Below are 16,837 nucleotides of genomic sequence, written 5' to 3'. Positions count from 1 at the left end.
TGTGACGAACGGGCTGGAGCAGTTCCCCTTCGAACGCCCACCCCTGCTGACGGCCACCGTCCTGCCGTCGCGACACGCCCCGCCACCCGCTGTGTTGTCGGGAGTGACGGCCCCCGGCAACGCGGAGCTCGCTTCCGTCTCACCCCATCAGCGCTGTTGTTTGGCCCGTTCGTGCGACACCGATCGCGCCATGCCGCGCGCCTCCTTAGCGTTTCGCTATCGAGGGTTCTCAGCGAGCGGAAGGGATCCGCGGTCGCCCCCTCGGGACCTGGAGGACGTCCCATGCGCGCGATACGACGCGCCGCCCCGGTCGCACTGCTCGGCGCCGTGGCGCTGGCCCTCACCGTCCCTCGCCCGCCGGCCGCGGCGGCCACGCATCCGGACGGTCTGCCACCTCGTCATGGGGACTCCGCGTTCCGCGCGCACCTCTCACCGACCGTGATCGCCCCGGGCGGCCGGGTGATGCTCATCGTGAGCGGCTGCCATGGGGACACGACGGTGTCCTCGGGGGTCTTCACCCCGGTGACGGTCCACCCGCGCTCCGGCACCCGTACGGCCGTCGTCGACTGGGACGCCCGGCCCGGCGCCGAGTACCAGGTGAGGTTCGCCTGCGCCGACGGGGCCATGCGCACCATCGGACTGACCATCATGGGCGGGCACCACGGCGGGCCACCACCGCAGCACGGAGTGCAGGCGGGCCTCGGTGGCAGCCTCGCCAGCTTCGACCTCCAGCAGATCGCGGTGGGCGTCCTGCTCCTCGCCAGCGCACTCGGCCTGGCCTACCGTCGCTCGCGACGACACGCGTCCGGCGACACACCGCCGCCCGACACTACGTCCCCCGCCCCTCCTACGACCCCCTGACCGCCCCCGACCGCCGCCGACCGCCCCCAACGGCAGCGCCTGACCTGCCCGGACGGCCGCACCCGTGCGGGCGGGTACGGCGCCGGGCGGCAGCCGACGCGGGGCGCGAGGCGTACGTGCCCCTCCCTCAGCAAGCGACCCGGTCCACCGACGTGGTCCGGGTCCGCCGGCCTGCCCCGGGCCAGGGCCACCCTGCACAGGCCGGGCGACGGCCGCGACGGCCGTGGCCGAGCATGCGGCCCCGGCAACGACGCGGCCACCCGCGTGCCCGGCGACGATGCGTGCGATCAGGCCGCCCGGCGCGCCGAGTGCCGGCGCATCATCACCACGCCGCCGCTCACCAGGGCCACTGCCACGAGTCCGCCACCGATCGCGATGTCGGTGGGGGCGGTTCCCGTGCTGCTACCGCCCAGACCGCCCTGCACACCGCCGATCACGGTGAAGGCGTTCTGCTTGGTGATGCTCCTGCCGTCGCACCGGACCGTGACGCTGTAGGAGCCGGCGCGCGCGTTCTGGTTCACCCGGACGCTGGCGCTGACCCGGTTGCTGCCGGGCATCCCTTGCAGCGGGGTGGTCGGGAAGACGGGTGAGGAGACGGTGCCGCCGGTCGAGCGGCACTCCGGGGCGTCGACCGAGACGGTGATCTGGCCGCCCGGGGCGGTCATGTTGGGGCTGACGACGATGGAATTGGGGTCGTCCCAGGCCACGGCCGTGGGCGCGGCGAGGGCGACGGTGGCGGCCGTGACGGCCGAAACCGCCAGGGCTCGACATCTGCTCATGCGATCCTCCGCGGAAGGCGCACCGGGGACGTCCCCGGTCGATCGGCGAGAACGCCTTCCAGACCGACCCTCAGATGCGCCCGGTCCACCCGCATTTCGGGACTCCTCCGTACCGGTGAGACGACACGCCGAGCACCCCCCGGCACCCTGGAGTCCGCGCAGGTCACGTGCCGTCGCCCGGTTCGAGTCCGGCCGGACTCGGATGGCCGAGGACGCCGCGCCGGCCACCACCCGTTCGCCCCGGTCGCGTCGCCGTCCGCGTGCGATGCGCTTAGCGTGCAGACAGGCGCAGGTAGGCGCATCACGCGTGGCGGGCCTTGCCTCCCGCCTGTCCCCACCGTCCCCATAAGGAAAGCGAATGCCTTCGTCCCAGTCGGCCCGGTTGGCCCAGGAGCAGCGGCCCCACAGGCGCACGCCGTGGGGTGCGCTCGCGCTGGTCCTGCTCACCGGCCTCGCGCTGATCAGGAACGGGTCGGGCGAGTTCAACGACAGCCCGCCGCAGCCCGCCTCAGCCGCGGCCCCGGACACCCGCTCCAGCTTCGCGGTGCCCCCACCAGGCATCCAGCCGCTGCCGTACTCGATGGTCGACCGGGTCGTGATCCCGAGCATCAAGGTGGACGCGCCGATCACCCCCGTCGGACTCGACGGGGACGGGTGGGTGGGCGCGCCGCCGCCGGAAAACCCCAACCTCGCCGGCTGGTTCACCGGCGCCGTCTCGCCCGGCGAGGCGGGCACGGCGGTCATCGACGGGCACGTGGACAACGCCCGGGGACCCGCCGTGTTCTACGGCCTCGGGTCGCTGAAGAAGGGCAACCACATCGAGGTGCTGCGCCGGGACCGCAAGACCGCCGTCTTCGAGGTCTACGGCATCGAGGTGTTCGAGAAGCAGAACTTCCCGGGCGACCGGGTCTACGGCAGCACAGGCAAGCCGGAGCTGCGCGTGATCACCTGCGGCGGCGGCTTCTCCAAGCAGCACGGCTACGACGGGAACGTGGTGGTCTTCGCCCGCATGGTCGACGTGCACTGACGGGCACCGGCAGGCACCGCGACTCCTGCTCGGACGGCCCGGTGCGGCGCCCGGGATCCGCCCGCAGGCTCCGGCGCGACACCACGAGACTCCCGGAGGAACCCCTTCCGCTAGCCTCGCGCTGTGACCGATCAACAGTCCACCCGATTCGAACGCGGCACCGACGGCCCCAAGGTGATCGTCGTGGGAGTCGACGGCTCCGAGTCCTCCCTACGGGCGGCCGCGTACGCCGGCGGCCTCGCCCGGCGGCAGCACGCCCTGCTCGCCCTGGTGTACGTGCAGCCGGTGATGACGGCGGGCGCCGCGCTGGGGGTCCCGGTCACCGACACCACGGACGAGATCGCGGAGAGCCTGGTGCGGGAGATCCGTACCGCTGCCGAGCGGGTCAGGGACATATTCGAGGTGCGCTGGGAGTTCCACACGTTCCGCGGCGACCCCTACAACGGGCTGGTGACGGCGGCGGACGAGCTGACGGCGGACGCGGTGGTGGTGGGCGCTTCGGAACAGGCCGGCCACCGTTTCGTCGGCTCGGTGGCCATCCGGCTGGTGAAGGCGGGACGGTGGCCGGTGACGGTGGTGCCGTGAGGCCGGTGGCACGGGTGTCGTGAGCGAGTGACGGCGCGTCCCGGGACCGAACGGGGTACCGGGCAGCGCCCGCACCGGCGCGGTGTGGACGCCATGGTGTGGACCGGTCGAGTGCGCCGTCTTCCCTACGGGACGATCGTCAGACATCATGATCGGCCATCAGCCGAGAAGCGTGTCCACGGAGAGGTGGGGCTCATGGCGGGACTCCGTCTGGGTGAGGGCGTACTGCGCCGCAAGCCGATCGACCAGATCTCCGACACGGCACCGGGCGGCGAGGGCGAGCAGCTCACCCGCACGCTGGGCCTGTGGCAACTCACCGCGATCGGCGTGGGCGGCATCATCGGCGCCGGGATCTTCGCACTCGCCGGCACGGTGGCCAACGGCACCGCGGGCCCGGCGGTGCTGCTCTCCTTCCTGATCGCGGGCGTGGCGAGCGCCGCAGCAGCGTTGTCGTACGCGGAGTTCGCCGGGCTCATCCCGAAGGCCGGGTCGGCGTACACCTACGGCTACGCGGTCCTCGGCGAGCTCGCCGGCTGGTGCATCGGCTGGGACCTGCTGCTGGAGTACACGGCGATCGTGGCGGTGGTCGCGATCGGCATCTCCGGCTACTTCAACTTCCTGCTCGGTGACATGGGCGCCCATCTGCCCGCCTGGATGCTGGGGGCGCCGGGCAGCGGGGACGGGCACCGGGTCGACCTGTTCGCCGCGCTGCTGTGCCTGCTCATCGCGTATCTGCTCAATCTCGGGATCAAGAACGCGGCGCGGTTCGAGACCTTCGTGGTGGCGCTGAAGATCCTGGTGGTGCTGCTGGTGATCGTGGTCGGCTTCTTCCACGTCAGCACCGGCAACTACCACCCGTACTTCCCCTACGGTGTCGGCGGCGCGTTCACCGGCGCGGCGACGGTGTTCTTCGCCGTCTTCGGCTACGACGCGATGAGCACCGCGGCCGAGGAGTCGAAGGACGCCCAGCGCCACATGCCCAAGGCGATCATCTACTCGCTGATCATCGCCATGGTGCTGTACGTGCTGGTGTGCCTGGTGCTCACCGGGATGCAGAACTACAAGCACATCGACAAGGCGAGCGGCCTGTCCAGCGCGTTCAAGTCGGTGGGCCTCGGAGGGCTCGCCGACGTGATCGCGGTCGGCGCCATCATCGGCATCCTCACGGTGATGTTCACGTTCATGCTGGGCGTGACGCGGGTGTGGTTCTCGATGAGCCGGGACGGGCTGCTCCCGAAGTGGTTCGCCAAGACGCACCCGACCCGCCGTGTGCCGACCCGGGTGACCTGGATCGTCGGGGCGGCGTCGGCGGTGATCGCCGGCTTCCTGCCGATCGCCGACGCGGCGGAGCTGACCAACATCGGCATCCTGCTGGCCTTCGTGGTGGTCTGTGTCGCCGTGATCGTGCTCCGCTACCGGCGTCCCGACCTGCCGCGCACCTTCCGCACTCCGGGCATGCCGGTGGTGCCCGCCGTCGGCGTGGTCTTCTCGCTCTGGCTGATCACGTTCCTCCAGTGGGTGACCTGGGTGCGCTTCGCCGTGTGGTTCGCGATCGGTCTCGGCGTCTACTTCGGCTACTCGCGCCGGTCGTCGTTGCTGGCCACGACGGGCTCCGCAGCCGGCCCCGGCTCCGCAGCCGAGGACGTCACCCTCTCCAAGGACGCCACCGCCCCGGGCGGCGAGCCGGACGGCTCCGGCGGCTCGGCCGGCGGTCCTACTGCCCCATGACCAGGCCGGCCTGCCCGGCGCCACGGCTGAGGACCACGGTGCGGATACGGTCCCGTACCGGTGCGAGTGCCCTCCCGCGGGCGATCGCGGCGTTGAGGTTGACCACGCGCCCGGCCGCGGTGTCGAACCACTGCGGGATGAACTCGGCCTTCGTCACCCGCCACCGCTCGCCGCGGTGCGCGGGCGGGGCGAAGGTGAAACGGGCGAGGGTGCTCTCGTTGCCGCGCGGGTCGTGCTCCCCCGCGTAGTTGACCATGTCACCCGCGATCTGGTCGCCCATGCCGTAGACCACCCAGGTGCCGTGCAGCTTCTCGTAGGCCTGGGGGATGTGGGCATGGGTGCCGAGGACGAGGTCGATGTCGGGGCGTGCGCCGGTCCTGGCCGCGGTGAGCCGTTCGGCCAGGCGCAGTTGCTGGGCGTCGGGTGCGTCCTGCCATTCGGTGCCCCAGTGCATGGATACCACCACCACGTCGGCACCGGCCCGGCGTGCCGCGCGGGCGTCGGCGAGGATCCGTTCCGGGTTGATCAGGTTCACCAGCCACGGCCGGCCCTGGGGCACCGGAATGCCGTTGGTGCCGTAGGCGTACGCGAGGTGCGCCACCCGGGCGCCGCGTGCGTCGAGCCAGGTGGGGCCGACGGCCTCGCGCGCGTTGCGGGCGGAGCCGGTGTGCCGCACCCCGGCCCGGTCCAGTGCGTCCAAGGTGCGTCCGACGCCCGCGGTGCCGTCGTCGAGCGTGTGGTTGGAGGCGGTGGAACAGGCGTCGTATCCGGTGGCGTGCAGGCCCTTGGCTACCTCGGGCGGGGACTTGAAAGCGGGGTATCCGGTGTAGTCGCCGTTCCCGCCGTAGACCGTCTCCATGTGGCAGATGGCCAGGTCGGCCCGGGAGACGACGGACTTGACGCCCGCGAGCATGGGGGCGAAGTCATAGCCCTGGCCCGCCGCGTCGGTCTGCGCCTGCCGGATGATCGAGTCGTGCGGGAGCACGTCGCCGGAGGCGACCAGCGTGAAGCCGTGCCCCGCGACCCCGGCGCCGTGCGCCGCGGCGGAGGCCGATGCGGACGCCGGTGCCGCGGAGTGCTCGTGCCGCTGCCCGCACCCCGCCACGCCGAGCAGCAGCACGGCCAGGACGAGGGGGACGGACGCCGCGCTGCGTGCGGTCAGCGTGGTGGTGCGTCGGTCGGGCAGGTGGCACGTGTCGTGCTCACCGCGTCTGGTGCGTCCGGTGCACTCGGGCATGGGTGGGCCTCCCACTCGGAACCCGCGGTCGTCGGGGCTTCGTCACCGCGATGCACATAATCCGTATATAGGCTTTATGCGGAGTCAAGGCGCCATCCCGGCGCGTTCCCCGGATCGGCAGGCCAGCGCCGCCCCAGCGGCCCCGCACCGCAGGCCATCCGGGCCGGAGGCCGTTCACCGCACCGTTCGTCGACGGTGCCCCGTTCGCCGCACCGCTCACCGACGGCTTCGACCGCCCGTCGCAGACCCCGGCCCACGCCCTGTCCTCATCCGACCTGGTGCGTTGGCATACGGCCATGACGGCGACCACCGAAGAGCACGAGCTGGCCGAGCTGCTGCGCGAACACTCCGGGCCGCTCTTCGCGCTGCTGCTCAGGCTCAGCGACGGCGACCGGCAGCGCGCCGAGGACCTGGTGCAGGAGACCGTGGTCCGCGCCTGGCAACACCCCGAGGCGCTGCGCGCCGACTACGACTCGGTACGGCCGTGGCTGTTCACGGTCGGCCGGCGCCTGGCGATCGACGCACGCCGGGCCCGCCGGGCGCGTCCCGCCGAGGTCGGCGAAGCGGGGCTGGAGGGCGTCGAGGTCTGCACCGACCATGCGGAGCGGGCCGCGGCCATGCTCGACGTGCGCGCGGCTGTGAAGAGTCTCACGCCGCACCACCGTGACGTCCTGGTGCAGGTGTACTTCCGCGGGGCCAGCGTGGCGGAAGCCGCCCGGACCCTGGGGATCCCCCCCGGTACCGTGAAGTCCCGTGCCTACTACGCGCTGCGTGCGCTGCGGCGCCAGCTTCCCGGGTACGCACCGGACCTGGGATGAAACCACGACCGCAGCAAAGGCTTCGCAAAGCGCCTTGCCAGTGGGCTGGTTGAGTAATCGGCTGTCCTTATCCGTGTTCCACAGGCGGACGGGCCCGGCCGGCACACGCACGGACCGGAGGAAGGCGGGAGGACATGCAGCACAGGGGCCAAGGAAGTACCGACGGCGCCGGTGGGGGTGAGCTGACGGTCCCCATGGCGTGGTTGTACGCGGAGTACGTCGCCGACGAGGTGCTGCGCACCGGCGATCTGATGCCACCCACGTCGTTCGAGTTCCGCGCCGGCCGGGATGCGCTGGCGCTGACCATCTTCCTGTCCGACGCGGACGGCGAGCTCACCGCGCTCCAGGGCCTGGGGGTGATGGCCCACCTGGAGACCTGGCTGTCGCTGACGGCCTACGACCAGCCGTGGCGGGACTGGGTGCGCGAGCGGATGGCGCTGCTGTCCGCCGACGCCCTCGCCGCCGGCAGTCTGGGCCCGGACCTGGAGCTGGCCGCCACCGCCTGGCGCTGGCTGGAGGAGACCGAGCTGCTGGCGCCGGACCTGGACGCGGTACCCGGCGGCGGCCCGGTCCCCGAGGAGGACGAGGGGCCCCAGGTCTGGACGCCGGCCTGGCAGCTCGGGCTGCCGCTCGGCCATCTGGCGATCCACCTTTTCTGACGCCTCCTCGCCGCATCGCTCCCCCGATCCGGTGCGCGCCGCTGATCCAGCCCGGTCCACCCCGGTGCGCGCCACAGCCGCCGGCTCGGTGCGCGCCCGGCACGAAGTGCCGTCAGGCGTCACGGCCAGGCGGCGAGGAGTGCACCCCCGCCCGGTACTTGGGGATCCGTACGGTGATCCGCATGCCCGCGCCCACCGCGGTGTCGATGACCAGGCCGTAGTCGTCCCCGAACACCTGCCGCAGCCGCTCGTCCACGTTCGACAGGCCGATGCCCGACGTCGGATCGCCCTCCCCGCGCAGAATCCTGCGCAGCCGCTCCGGCGCCATGCCGACCCCGTCGTCCTCGATCACCACCTCGGCCTCCGCTCCCGCGTCCTTGGCACTGATCGTGATGGAGCTGCGGGTCACCACGCCCTCCAGGCCGTGCTTGACGGCGTTCTCCACCAACGGCTGAAGGCACAGGAAGGGCAGCGACACCGGCAGCACCTCGGGCGCGATCTGCAAGGTCACCGAGAGCCGCTCGCCGAACCGGGCCCGCACCAGCGCCAGATACTGGTCGATGGAGTGCAGCTCGTCGGCGAGCGTGGTGAACTCCCCGTGCCGCCGGAACGAGTACCGGGTGAAGTCGGCGAACTCCAGCAGCAGCTCCCTGGCCCGCTCGGGATCCGTGCGGACGAACGAGGCGATGGCGGCGAGCGAGTTGAAGATGAAGTGCGGCGAGATCTGCGCCCGCAGCGCCTTGATCTCCGCCTCGATCAGCCGGGTACGGGAGCGGTTCAGCTCGGCCAGCTCCAGCTGTACGGAGGCCCAGCGTGCCACCTCGTCGGTGGCACGGGCCAGCACCGCGAAGTCCCGGGTCGCATACGCCACGAGCGCCCCGACCACCCGCTGGTCGACGACGATCGGTGCGGCCACTCCCCAGCGCAGGGAGCAGTCCGTGTCGCCGCAGCCGCAGTCGAAGGCGGTCGAGCGGCCGGTCTCCAGCAGCCCGGCCAGCCTCTCCATCACCTGCCTGCCGTGCTGCTCGCCGGTGCCGTCCCAGGCGAGCACGGTGGAGCGGTTGGTGACGCACAACGCATCGGTGCCCAGCAGGCTGCGCAGCCGGCGAGCCGACTTGCGGGCGGTGTCCTCGGTCAGGCCGGCACGCAGCGGGGGCGCGGCGAGCGAGGCGGTGTGCAGCGTCTCGAAGGTGGCGTGCTCCACGGGCGAACCCACGTCGCTGTGGCCCCGCGGATGGGCGGTACGCCGGCCCACCAGGAACCCGCCCGCCAGCAGCAGCGGACACAGGGCGACCAGCACGGCCGCGGCGGTCCCGGTCACGTCCGCTCCCCCTCCTGCTCCGGCACGCTCGGGTGGTCCCGTGGCGGCACGTCCGTGGTCGGGCGGTCCGGGTCCGAGGGCCGGCCCGCGGACCGCAGCCCACCGCCCTCCGCAGCGGCCGCGGACCGCGGCACGCTCAGCGTCTCGGGGAGGTGCAGCCGGGTCATGGTGGCGCTGGTGTGCGGCGGGACGCTGCCGGGGGTGGCGAGGGAGACCAGCACCATCGCCAGGAAGCCGACCGGCACCGACCAGAGGGCGGGCCAGGCGAGCAGGGTGTGCGACCAGCCGGTGCGCGCCGGCCCCACCCCCGCGACGGTCACGGTGACCGCCACGAACGCCGAACCGCCCCCGAGCAGCAGCCCGGCCAGCGCGCCCGGCGGGGTGAGCCGGCGCCACCAGATGCCCAGCACCAGCAGCGGGCAGAACGCGGACGCGGAGACCGCGAAGGCCATCCCCACCGCGTCGGCCACCGGTACCGCGCTCACCACCAGCGCTCCCCCGAGCGGCACCCCCATCGCCAGGACCGCGGCAAGCCGGAAGTGCTGTACCCCGCGTGCCGGCAGCACATCCTGGCTGAGCACCCCCGCAACGGCCATGGTGAGCCCCGACGCGGTGGACAGGAACGCCGCGAACGCGCCCCCGGCGACCAGCGCGCCCAGCAGATCGCCGCCGAGCCCGCCGATGACCCGACCCGGCAGCAGCAGCACGGTGGCGTCGGCGTCCCCCGGGGTCCGGGCGCCGATCACCCCGGGCTCGTACAGCCTGCCCAGCCAGCCGTAGAGCGGCGGCAGCAGGTAGAACAGGCCGATCAGCGCCAGCACGACGACGGTGGTGCGGCGTGCGGTGCGACCGTCGGGGCTGGTGTAGAAGCGCACCACGACGTGCGGCAGGCCCATGGTGCCGAGGAAGGTGGCGGTGATCAGCCCGTAGGTGGCGTAGAGCGGGTGCTCGGCGCGGCTGCTGGCGAACTGCTGACCGGTGCCCGAGTCGGGCCAGGCCGTCGACGGGTCGGTGGGGAAGTCGGGCGGGGTGGCGCCGTCGCGGTGCCAGGCGAGCAGCACGAAGAACGCCGGCACGAGGAGCGCGGTCAGCTTCAGCCAGTACTGGAAGGCCTGCACGAACGTGATGCTGCGCATGCCCCCGGCGGCGAGCGCGAGCACCACGACGGCGGCGACGAGCAGCGCGCCGAACCAGCGCGGCGCGCCGGTGAGGGTGCCCAGCGTCAGGCCGGCGCCCTGGAGTTGCGGCACCAGGTACAGCCATCCGGTACCCACCACCAGGAAGCTGACGACCCGGCGAACCCCGATGGACTCCAGGCGTCCCTCGGCGAAGTCGGGCAGCGTGTAGGCGCCCGAGCGGCGCAGCGGTGCGGCCACGAAGATCAACAGCACCAGGTAACCGGCGGTGTAGCCGACCGGGTACCAGAGCATGTCGGGGCCGTACACCAGCAGCAGTCCGGCCACGCCCAGGAACGACGCCGCGGAGAGGTACTCGCCGCTGATCGCGGCCGCGTTGAGCGCGGGCCCCACGGTGCGGGAGGCCACGTAGAAGTCGGAGGTGGTGCGCGAGATGCGCAGCCCGAAACCGCCGATGAGGACGCTGGCGAGCACCACGAAGGCCACCGCGCCGATCACGTAGCCGTCGTTCATGGTGTGCCCGGCGGTCCCGGGTGGTGACCGGCACCGCGCACCAGGCGGGCGAAGTCACGTTCGTTGCGCTCGGCACGCCGCACGTACCACCAGGCGAGCGCCACCAGCGGCGGATAGCAGCCGAAGCCGAGCACCAGCCACACCACGGTGGCGTTGCCCAGCGCGTCGAAGAACAGCGGAAGGGTGATCACGGGCAGTGCGAGCAGCGCGAAGGCGGTGAGTCCGGCCCGCAGCTGGCCGCGCATGAGGGAACGGACGTAGGCGGCACCGAGCGTGGTCTGCTCGTCGATCTCCCACTGGGTGCGATACCCCGGCAGCCGGTGCACCCGACGGGGCTCGCCGGTGACCCGCTCACGGCGGGGTGCGGGCTCTGCACTGGGCGACACGGCGTGGAGTGTAAGCAGCGCGCTGCCGGAAGGGAAGGTCACGAAGGGCGACGGTCGGGGCAGACCCCGGCGCACCCGCGTACCGGCGGGGACCGTGGGGCGAAGACCGGGCGTGCCCCTGCCTCAGCCCTCCGGGCGCCGCATCAGCAGCTCCCGCACCCGGCTGGTGTGCCGGCGGCTCACCGCCAGCTCCGCTCCGCCGATGCGCACGCTCATGCCGCCGCCGTCCAGTCTGAGCTCGTCGATGCGGTGCAGCGCGACCAGGTGGCTGCGGTGGATGCGGACGAATCCGTGGGGCGCCCACCGCTCCTCCAGGGTGGAGAGCGGGATGCGCACCAGATGGCTGCCGTTCGGGGTGTGCAACCGCGCGTAGTCGCCCTGCGCCTCGACGTACGTGATGTCCCCGACGGCGAGGAGGCGGGTGACGCCGCCGAGCTCGACGGGGATGCGGTCGGCGCCGACGGTCGGCGGGGGGTCGGCGGGCCGGGTGACGGCGATCTGGTGGACGACCCGGCCGACCGCCTCGGCGAGCCGCTCCCTGCGCACCGGTTTGAGGAGGTAGTCCACGGCCTTGAGGTCGAAGGCCTGCACCGCGAAGTCCTCGTGGGCGGTCACGAACACGATGAGTGGCGGTCGTGCGAAGCCGGCGAGCAGCCGGGCCACGTCCAGGCCGGTGAGCCCGGCCATCTGGATGTCGAGGAAGAGCACGTCGAAGGTGTCGTCGGCGCCGCCCTGGCGCAACTCCGCGTCCAGTGCGCGGCCGATGCGCCGCAGTGCCTCGGTGGCGTCGGTGGCCCCCTCCGCGTGCCCGATCCGGTCGTCGGCCCGCAGCAGGTAGAGCAGCTCGGCGAGTGCGGGTTCCTCGTCGTCCACCGCCAGTACGCGCAGCATGCGGGTGGAGTGTAGAGGGTCGAGCGGGCCGGCCGTGCGGCTTGTCGCGGCGCGCCGGTGATCGGGTCGCCGCCGCGGCCGGTCCGCCGCGCTACTTCAGCAACCGTGACAGCCGCCGGTCCGCGAGGATCCTGCCGTCGGTCTGGCAGGTCGGGCAGTACTGCAACGAGGAGTCGCTGAAGGACACCTCGCGGATCGTGTCCCCGCACACCGGGCAGGGTTCGCCGGTGCGTCCGTGCACCCGCAGGCCGCTCTTCTTCTCGGCCTTCAACCGTCCGGCGGTGACCGAGCGGGCCCGCTCCACCGCGGGGACGAGGGTGTCCCGCAGCGCCGTGTAGAGGGTCTGCACCTCGTCGGCGGTCAGCCGTGCGGTCGGTTTGAACGGGGACATCTTCGCCGCGTGCAGGATCTCGTCGCTGTAGGCGTTGCCGACCCCGGCGATCAGGCTCTGGTCACGCAGCGCGCCCTTGACCTGCTGGCGCCGGCCGGCGAGCAGTCCGGCGAGGGTGTCGACGTCGAAGTCGGCGGCCAGCGGATCGGGGCCGAGCCGGGCGACGCCGGGTACCTGCCCGGGGTCGTGCACCACCCAGACGGCGAGACGTTTCTGCGTCCCTGCTTCGGTGAGGTCGAAGCCCTCGCCGGTGTCCAGCGCCACGCGCAGCGCGAGGGGGCCCTTGCCCGGCCTGGGCGGACCGTCGGGCAGGCGGTCGCGCCACTGGAGCCATCCGGCGCGGGCCAGGTGGACGACCAGGTGCAGTCCGCCGGCATCGACGTCGAGGAACTTCCCGTGCCGCTGCACCGCCGTGACGGTGCGGCCCTCCAGGGCGGTGACGGGTGGGTCGTACGTCTTCAGGACGCTCACCGCCGTCGGCAGCGCCCGCACGATGGCGTGGCCGGTCAACCGGGAGCGCAGGGTGTCCTTGAGCGCTTCGACCTCGGGGAGTTCGGGCATGGCTCCCAGGGTGCCACCGCGTGCGGTGCGGCGGCTTGCCGTGCGCGTCGGTGCAGGGACCCGGCATGGCGGCCGGCGGGGCATCGCCCGACCCGGTGGCGGTCACTCCCGCGGCGGCACCACGAACTCGCCCCACACGCACTTGCCGCTGCCCCGCGACTCCACGCCCCACACGTCCGCCAGCCGGTCCACCAGCAGCAGGCCACGCCCGGAAAGCCCGGACTCCCCGGCCTCCCGGCGGCGCGGCAGCGCGCTGGAGCCGTCTTCCACCTCGATGCGCAGTCGCCGCTCCGAGCCGGCGAGCATCCGCAGGGTGACCACGGCGGCGCCCCCCGTGTGGATGAGGGAGTTGTTGATCAGCTCGCCCGCGACGAGTTCGATCTCGTCGGCGCGCTCCCCGGTGCTCCAGGCCTGCACCGCGGCCCGGATCATGTGCCGGGCCTCCGCGAGCGCCTCGGCGTCGCCGGCCGGGACGTGCTGTTGCAGCCGTCCGCCGAGCTGCGGCGCCTCGGTGGCGCGGCGGCGGAGCAGCAGGAGCGCCATGTCGTCCTTGCCGCGCACCGCGTCCAAGGAGTCGGTCAGCAGGTCGGCGAGGTCCGGCAGCTCCTTCGGCGCCGTGTTGATCATGGTGATGAGCGATTGCAGTCCGTCGTCGAGGTCGTTGCCCGAGTGCTCCACCAGCCCGTCGGTGCACAGCAGCAGGGTCTGTCCGGGGTCGAGTTCCATGGTGACCACGGGATAGGCGAGCTGGTCGAACTCGGTGGCCAGACCCAGCGGCAGCCCGCCCTGCACGGGCAGCCGCCGGCAGGAGCCGTCGGTCCCCCGCAGCAGCGGGTTCAGATGGCCGGCGCGCACCAGTTGCAGCACGCCGGTGGCCAGGTCGATCTCGGCGTAGAGGCAGGTCGCGAAGCGTTCCGTGTCGAGTTCGTGGAGGAAGGCGGAGGCCCGGGCCATGGCGGCGGCGGGGGTGTGGCCCTCGGTCGCGTAGGCGCGCAGCACGATACGGAGCTGGCCCATGACGGCCGCCGCATGCGTGTCATGGCCCTGGACGTCGCCGATGACCACGCCGAGCCGGCCGCCGGGCAGGGGTATCACGTCGTACCAGTCGCCGCCGATGTCGCGGCCCAGCGCTGCGGAACGGTAGCGGACCGCGATCTCCGCGCCGGGCACCTCGGGGATGGTGCGCGGCAGCATGGCCTGCTGGAGGCCGGACGCGAGGTCACGCTCGTGCTCGAAGAACATCGCCCGTTGCAGGCACTGCGCGATGCTGCTGCTCAGGGCCAGCAGGACGTTGCGCTCCTCGTCGGAGAAGCCGGTCTTGTGGAGGTAGATGAGCCCGAGCGCCCCGATCGGCCTGGCCTGCACGATGAGCGGCAGATAGGCGGCCGAGGTGATGCCGAGGTGGGAGAGGTGCGGCCACAGGATCGGGTAGGAGGCGGCGAAGTCGTCCGGCGACTCGACGAACCGCGGTTTCAGGGTGCGCACCGCCTCGGTCATCGGGTACGGCTCCTCGATCCGGTTGACCTCGGTTCCGGGCACCGTGTACCCCTGGGCGCCCTCGGTGACCAGGCGGATGCTGCCGGCCTCCACCAGCCCCATGACCAGGCTGGACGCACCGAGGTTCAGCAGGCGGTCGCCGTCCTGGAGGACGTCGATGACGTCCTGGACGGTGCGGGCGTGGGCGAGCGCCGCGGTGGTGCGCTGCACGACGCTGGTCCGCCGCTGCTGTTCCTCGCCCCGGGGAGTGTGGTCAGGGCGTGCCGCGACCTCGTCGAGTTCGCGGGTGGCATCGCGCAACACGCCGAGGATGCGGCGCGGCCGACCGCTGTCGTCACGGCGGATGTAGCCCTGGGTGTGGGCCCAGCGCAGGGTGCCGTCGTCGTCACGGACCCGGAAGTAGGCGCCGTAGTGCGGGGCGCCGCTCTTGAGTGCGTCCGACATGACCGTGTCGATGTGCGCCGCCTCGGCGGGCAGCAGCAGCGCACCCAGGTTGAAGGCGATCCCGTCGTACTCCTCCGGCGGCACGTTGAGGATCTGGTAACCCTTGGCGTCCACGTACATCCGCCCGCTGTCGAGGTCCCAGTCGAAGGTGCCCATGCCGTTGAGCGCCAGGATCGGGTCCGGGTGGGCGGGCCAGTCCTCCGGGGGTGTCGGGGTCATCGCTCCCCGCTCAGTCATGGGGCCACCTTGCCGCAGTCACCGACTCTCGCGCCTCTTCCCCGCTCCTCCAAATGCGAAGTTTATACAACTTTCATACCTTCTGCCGGCTGCCGATCTCAGGCCGGCGCGAACCCATGACTACGGTGATCGGTGACGTCCCCAGCGTGACTCAACGTCACACTGGGGTGCATGGACTGGTTCACCGCCGACGGTTACGGGCTGAGCCGGCTGGTCTTCCAGCGCGGTCTGGCAGCGATCTACCTCGTGGCCTTCCTGGCGGCGGCGCGGCAGTTCCGGCCGCTGCTGGGGAGCCGCGGCATGCTGCCCATCCCCGCCTTCGTGGCGCAGGTGCCGTTCCGGCGCGCACCGAGCGTCTTCCACGCGCACTACTCGGACCGGTTCTTCGCCGGCTGCGCGTGGACCGGCTGCGCGGTGGCGCTGGCGCTGCTCGCGGGCGCCGACGGGGAGCTGCCGCTGTGGGGCGCGCTGCTGCTGTGGGCGCTGCCCTGGGCGCTGTACGTCTCGATCGTGAACGTGGGCCAGACCTGGTACGGCTTCGGCTGGGAGTCGCTGCTGCTCGAAGTGGGGTTCCTGGCGATCTGGCTCGGCAACGGCCGGGTGGGGCCACCGATCGTGCTGCTGTTCCTGCTGCGCTGGGCGCTCTTCCGGGTCGAGTTCGGCGCCGGCCTGATCAAGATCCGCGGTGACGCGTGCTGGCGCCGGCTCACCTGTCTGGACTACCACCACGAGACCCAGCCCATGCCGGGTCCGCTGAGCTGGCTCTTCCACCGGCTGCCACGGCCCCTGCACCGGGTGGAGGTGGCCGCCAACCACGTCACCCAGCTGATCGTCCCGGTGCTGCTGTTCACCCCGCAGCCGGTCGCCTCGGTGGCGGCCGCGCTGATGATCGTCACGCAGCTGTGGCTGGTGGCCTCGGGCAACTTCGCCTGGCTGAACTGGATCACCATCGTGGTGGCCCTCGCCGCGCTCGACCTGTCACCGATCGCCGGCGAGCGCACCCAACCCGCCGCCCCCGCCTGGTACGAGGCCGTGGTCCTCGCCGTCACCGCGCTGATCCTGGTGCTCAGCTGGCGACCGGCGCGCAATCTGTTCTCCCGCCGTCAGCTGATGAACTACTCGTTCGACCCGCTGCACCTGGTGAACACCTACGGCGCCTTCGGCAGCGTCAGCCGCGTCCGCCAGGAGGTCGTCGTGGAGGGCACCGCGGAGGCGGTACCGCGCTCGGACGACGACTGGCAGGCGTACGAGTTCAAGGGCAAGCCCGGTGACCCGCGGCGCTGGCCGCGCCAGTTCGCGCCCTACCACCTGCGACTCGACTGGATGATGTGGTTCGCCGGGCTCTCCCCGGCCTACGCACGCTCCTGGTTCGGCGGACTACTCGAACGTCTGCTCGAAGGCGATCGTGACACGCTGCGGTTGCTGCACCGTTCGCCCTTCCCCGCGGACCGGCCGCCCCGCCTGGTGCGGGCCCGCCTGTACCGCTACCGCTTCACCACACCGGCCGAGCTGCGGGCGACCGGGGCGTGCTGGGAGCGCACGTTCGTGCGGGAGTACTGGCCGCCGACGCGGCTGGACACGGGGCCCTGACGGGCCCCGAGCCCCTCGGTCCCTGAGCCCCCTTCCCCGGGGCCCGGCGGCCCGGCGGCCCGGTGGCCCGGTGGCCCGGTGGCCCGGCGGCCCGGACACGACAGGAACAGCCCCTTTCGGACGGTGGCGACCTGACGGTCTCGTCGTGGCTTGTCGCGCAGTTCCCCGCGCCCCCA

General features: G+C 72.4%; 15 protein-coding genes. 7 read left to right on the top strand and 8 right to left on the bottom strand.

What is annotated here, in order from left to right:
• Positions 1–282 precede the first annotated feature (282 nt).
• Positions 283–861 carry a hypothetical protein gene (locus tag NQO67_RS02855; protein WP_255945945.1) on the top strand — a complete coding sequence of 193 codons (579 nt, stop codon included), beginning with the start codon at positions 283–285 and terminating at the stop codon, positions 859–861.
• 287 nt (positions 862–1,148) lie between these two features.
• On the opposite strand, the gene NQO67_RS02850 is transcribed toward NQO67_RS02855, so the two are convergent.
• Entirely contained in the window at positions 1,149–1,640 is a 492-nt protein-coding gene (locus tag NQO67_RS02850) for a hypothetical protein (RefSeq protein WP_255945943.1), read from the bottom strand.
• 358 nt (positions 1,641–1,998) lie between these two features.
• On the opposite strand from NQO67_RS02850, the gene NQO67_RS02845 reads away from it, so the two are divergent.
• The 3 genes from NQO67_RS02845 (at position 1,999) to NQO67_RS02835 (ending at position 4,980) form a co-directional block, all read left to right on the top strand.
• On the top strand, positions 1,999–2,667 hold the full coding sequence (locus NQO67_RS02845; RefSeq protein ID WP_255945941.1) for a class F sortase: 669 nt from the start codon (positions 1,999–2,001) through the stop codon (positions 2,665–2,667).
• A 123-nt stretch (positions 2,668–2,790) separates the two neighbouring features.
• Complete coding sequence (locus NQO67_RS02840) at positions 2,791–3,252, top strand: universal stress protein (RefSeq protein ID WP_255945939.1); 462 nt, start codon at positions 2,791–2,793, stop codon at positions 3,250–3,252.
• A gap of 195 nt (positions 3,253–3,447) precedes the next feature.
• A complete protein-coding gene (locus NQO67_RS02835; protein WP_255945937.1) occupies positions 3,448–4,980 on the top strand; it encodes an amino acid permease in 1,533 nt (510 codons plus the stop codon).
• On the opposite strand, the gene NQO67_RS02830 is transcribed toward NQO67_RS02835, so the two are convergent.
• Entirely contained in the window at positions 4,967–6,217 is a 1,251-nt protein-coding gene (locus NQO67_RS02830; protein WP_374118889.1) for a CapA family protein, read from the bottom strand. The genes NQO67_RS02835 and NQO67_RS02830 overlap by 14 nt on opposite strands.
• Before the next feature lie 296 nt (positions 6,218–6,513).
• On the opposite strand from NQO67_RS02830, the gene NQO67_RS02825 reads away from it, so the two are divergent.
• Together NQO67_RS02825 and NQO67_RS02820 are read left to right on the top strand one after the other, a co-directional pair.
• On the top strand, positions 6,514–7,035 hold the full coding sequence (locus tag NQO67_RS02825) for a sigma-70 family RNA polymerase sigma factor (RefSeq protein WP_255945936.1): 522 nt from the start codon (positions 6,514–6,516) through the stop codon (positions 7,033–7,035).
• 134 nt (positions 7,036–7,169) lie between these two features.
• Positions 7,170–7,694 carry a hypothetical protein gene (locus tag NQO67_RS02820; RefSeq protein WP_255945935.1) on the top strand — a complete coding sequence of 175 codons (525 nt, stop codon included), beginning with the start codon at positions 7,170–7,172 and terminating at the stop codon, positions 7,692–7,694.
• 112 nt (positions 7,695–7,806) lie between these two features.
• Here the strand turns inward: NQO67_RS02820 and NQO67_RS02815 are convergent, their stop codons facing one another.
• The 6 genes from NQO67_RS02815 to NQO67_RS02790 all read right to left on the bottom strand — a co-directional run bounded on the left by NQO67_RS02815 (position 7,807) and on the right by NQO67_RS02790 (position 15,071).
• The gene (locus NQO67_RS02815) at positions 7,807–9,015 is read right to left on the bottom strand and encodes a sensor histidine kinase (protein WP_255945934.1); all 1,209 of its coding nucleotides are present in this window, start codon (positions 9,013–9,015) and stop codon (positions 7,807–7,809) included.
• Positions 9,012–10,664 (bottom strand): sodium/solute symporter, encoded by a 1,653-nt coding sequence (locus tag NQO67_RS02810; protein ID WP_255945933.1) that lies wholly within the window; start codon positions 10,662–10,664, stop codon positions 9,012–9,014. Before NQO67_RS02810 ends, NQO67_RS02815 begins: the two co-directional genes overlap by 4 nt.
• Complete coding sequence (locus NQO67_RS02805; protein WP_255945932.1) at positions 10,661–11,050, bottom strand: DUF485 domain-containing protein; 390 nt, start codon at positions 11,048–11,050, stop codon at positions 10,661–10,663. The genes NQO67_RS02810 and NQO67_RS02805 overlap by 4 nt, the downstream gene beginning before the upstream one ends.
• Positions 11,051–11,173: 123 nt before the next feature.
• On the bottom strand, positions 11,174–11,941 hold the full coding sequence (locus tag NQO67_RS02800; RefSeq protein WP_255945931.1) for a LytR/AlgR family response regulator transcription factor: 768 nt from the start codon (positions 11,939–11,941) through the stop codon (positions 11,174–11,176).
• A gap of 91 nt (positions 11,942–12,032) precedes the next feature.
• Positions 12,033–12,893 (bottom strand): Fpg/Nei family DNA glycosylase, encoded by an 861-nt coding sequence (locus NQO67_RS02795; RefSeq protein WP_255945930.1) that lies wholly within the window; start codon positions 12,891–12,893, stop codon positions 12,033–12,035.
• A 102-nt stretch (positions 12,894–12,995) separates the two neighbouring features.
• Positions 12,996–15,071 carry a SpoIIE family protein phosphatase gene (locus NQO67_RS02790; protein ID WP_255945929.1) on the bottom strand — a complete coding sequence of 692 codons (2,076 nt, stop codon included), beginning with the start codon at positions 15,069–15,071 and terminating at the stop codon, positions 12,996–12,998.
• A gap of 171 nt (positions 15,072–15,242) precedes the next feature.
• On the opposite strand from NQO67_RS02790, the gene NQO67_RS02785 reads away from it, so the two are divergent.
• Entirely contained in the window at positions 15,243–16,661 is a 1,419-nt protein-coding gene (locus NQO67_RS02785) for a lipase maturation factor family protein (protein WP_255945924.1), read from the top strand.
• Positions 16,662–16,837 lie beyond the last annotated feature (176 nt).

It is taken from the genome of Streptomyces odontomachi (genome assembly GCF_024435355.1).
Taxonomy (GTDB): Bacteria; Actinomycetota; Actinomycetes; order Streptomycetales; family Streptomycetaceae; genus Streptomyces; species Streptomyces odontomachi.
Note: the sequence above shows the minus strand (reverse complement) of the source record. Positions and strands in the feature narration are given on the sequence as shown.

Bases quoted from the DNA above. Each gene is read 5' to 3' on its own strand.
- NQO67_RS02855 (WP_255945945.1), top strand. From the start codon at position 283: ATGCGCGCGATACGACGCGCCGCCCCGGTCGCACTGCTCGGCGCCGTG.
- NQO67_RS02850 (WP_255945943.1), bottom strand. From the start codon at position 1,640: ATGAGCAGATGTCGAGCCCTGGCGGTTTCGGCCGTCACGGCCGCCACC.
- NQO67_RS02845 (WP_255945941.1), top strand. From the start codon at position 1,999: ATGCCTTCGTCCCAGTCGGCCCGGTTGGCCCAGGAGCAGCGGCCCCAC.
- NQO67_RS02835 (WP_255945937.1), top strand. From the start codon at position 3,448: ATGGCGGGACTCCGTCTGGGTGAGGGCGTACTGCGCCGCAAGCCGATC.
- NQO67_RS02830 (WP_374118889.1), bottom strand. From the start codon at position 6,217: ATGCCCGAGTGCACCGGACGCACCAGACGCGGTGAGCACGACACGTGC.
- NQO67_RS02825 (WP_255945936.1), top strand. From the start codon at position 6,514: ATGACGGCGACCACCGAAGAGCACGAGCTGGCCGAGCTGCTGCGCGAA.
- NQO67_RS02820 (WP_255945935.1), top strand. From the start codon at position 7,170: ATGCAGCACAGGGGCCAAGGAAGTACCGACGGCGCCGGTGGGGGTGAG.
- NQO67_RS02810 (WP_255945933.1), bottom strand. From the start codon at position 10,664: ATGAACGACGGCTACGTGATCGGCGCGGTGGCCTTCGTGGTGCTCGCC.
- NQO67_RS02800 (WP_255945931.1), bottom strand. From the start codon at position 11,941: ATGCTGCGCGTACTGGCGGTGGACGACGAGGAACCCGCACTCGCCGAG.
- NQO67_RS02795 (WP_255945930.1), bottom strand. From the start codon at position 12,893: ATGCCCGAACTCCCCGAGGTCGAAGCGCTCAAGGACACCCTGCGCTCC.
- NQO67_RS02790 (WP_255945929.1), bottom strand. From the start codon at position 15,071: ATGACTGAGCGGGGAGCGATGACCCCGACACCCCCGGAGGACTGGCCC.
- NQO67_RS02785 (WP_255945924.1), top strand. From the start codon at position 15,243: ATGGACTGGTTCACCGCCGACGGTTACGGGCTGAGCCGGCTGGTCTTC.